Source organism: Mycobacterium sp. THU-M104 (genome assembly GCF_049197365.1).
Taxonomy (GTDB): Bacteria; Actinomycetota; Actinomycetes; order Mycobacteriales; family Mycobacteriaceae; genus Mycobacterium.
Genome location: NZ_JBMIOP010000164.1, coordinates 1 through 2,134 on the forward strand (window position 1 = coordinate 1; position 2,134 = coordinate 2,134).

Genomic DNA, 2,134 nt, shown 5'->3' on the forward strand with positions numbered 1-2,134 from the left:
TGGTGCCCGACGCGGTGGTGCGCTCGCCGGAGGATCTGCACGCGGTGCTGGCCGCGGAGCGGGTCACCATGTTGAGCCAGACCCCGTCGGCCTTTTACGCGCTGCAGGCCGCCGATGCGTTGGTGCCCGAGCGGGGTCCGCAGCTCACACTCGAGGCCGTGGTGTTCGGCGGCGAGGCGCTGGAACCCCAACGGCTGCGGTCCTGGCGGCAGAATCACCCGGGCTTGCCGCGGCTGATCAACATGTACGGGATCACCGAGACGACGGTGCACGCCTCGTTCCGGGAGATCCTGGCTGCCGACGTGGAGAGCACGGCGAGTCCGATCGGGGTGCCGCTGGCCCATCTCGGCTTCTTCGTACTGGATAGGTATCTGCGGCAAATACCGGTCGGTGTGGTGGGGGAGTTGTATGTGGCCGGGGCGGGGGTGGCCGCGGGGTATGTGGGCCGCGCCGGTCTGAGTGCGACGCGGTTTGTGGCGTGTCCGTTCGGGGAGCCGGGGGCGCGGATGTATCGCACCGGGGATCTGGTGTGGTGGGGTGCAGACGGTGAGCTGCGGTATGTGGGGCGCGCTGATGAGCAGGTTAAGATCCGCGGGTACCGCATCGAGCTGGGTGAGGTGCAGGCGGCGTTGGCCGCGCTGGATGGTGTCGGCCAGGCGGTGGTGATCGCCCGCGAGGACCGTCCCGGGGACAAGCGCCTGGTGGGGTATGTGACCGGCACCGCGGACCCGGCTTCGGCGCGCGCCGCCCTGGCCGAGCGGTTGCCCTCGTACATGGTGCCGTCGTCGGTCGTGGTCATCGATGCGCTGCCGCTGACGGTGAACGGCAAACTCGACACCCGCGCATTGCCGGCACCGGAGTATCAGGATGTCGATCGCTACCGCGCGCCGTCCGACGCGGTGGAGGAGATCCTGGCCGGCATCTACGCCCAGGTGCTGGGGCTGGAGCAGGTCGGGGTCGACGAGTCGTTCTTCGAGCTGGGGGGCGACAGCATCCTGTCGATGCAGGTGGTGGCGCGGGCGCGGGTGGCCGGTGTGGTGATTCGGCCGCGCGACATCTTCGTCGAACAGACCGTGGCCCGGCTGGCCCGGGTGGCCGGAGTGACCGACGACGACGCCCATGTGATCGACGAGGGCGTGGGTCCGGTCGTGGCCACCCCGATCATGTGCTGGCTGCAGGGCTTCCACGGCCCGGTCGACCAGTTCAACCAGACGGTGCTCGTGCAGGCTCCCGCCGGAGCCGGCGAGGCCGATGTCGTGACCCTGTTGCAGGCCCTGCTGGACCGGCACGCCATGCTGCGGCTGCGTGTCGACGAGGACGCCGGCACCTGGTCGTTGACGGTGCCCGAGCCCGGGTCGGTCGATGCCCGCGATTGCCTGCAGACCGTGGACGTCTTGTCCGATGCGGCGGTGATCGAGGCGCGGTCGCGGTTGGACCCGGCGGGCGGGGTGATGCTGAGCGCGCTGTGGGTGCCCGCCACGGGTCGGTTGGTGCTGATCGTGCACCATCTGGCCGTCGACGGGGTGTCGTGGCGGATCCTGTTGGCGGACCTCAACCTCGCGTGGGCCCAGCTTTGCGCCGGCCAGCAGGTGGTGTTGCCGGCGGGCGGGACGTCGTTTGCGCGGTGGGCGTCGCTGCTGGCCGAGCACGCATGCCGCCCGGAAGTGGTGGAGCACTCTCAGGTGTGGCGGCAGATCGCCGCGACACCTGCGGCGCTTCCGGCGGTCCGACCCGAGGTGGATACGTTTGCCACCGCGGGGAACCTGTCGGTGGAGCTGGACGCCGAGACCACCCGCATGCTGCTCGGGGAGGTGCCGGCCGCGTTTCATGCCGGGATACACGAGATCCTGTTGATCGCCTTCGCCCTGGCGGTTGCCGAGTTCGCGGGCACCGGTGGGCCGGTCGGGATCGACGTGGAGGGGCACGGACGTCAGGAAGACCTCGCCGCAGACGTCGACCTGTCCCGCACCGTGGGGTGGTTCACCACGAAATACCCGGTGGCGTTGAGCGTTGACGGGCCGGTCGGCACGCTGGACTGGGCGCAGGTGAGCGCCGGTGAGGCGGCGCTCGGGGCGGTGGTCAAGGACGCCAAAGAGCAGCTACGGGCCATGCCCGACGGTCTGACTTACGGGGT

At 70.1% G+C, this 2,134-nt stretch carries 1 protein-coding gene; it reads left to right on the forward strand.

The genetic code is table 11. The annotated features are described in order from the left end of the window. Positions 1-2,134: condensation domain-containing protein (locus ACOJVU_RS13480; protein ID WP_421530229.1), on the forward strand; the 2,134-nt coding region annotated here is incomplete at both ends.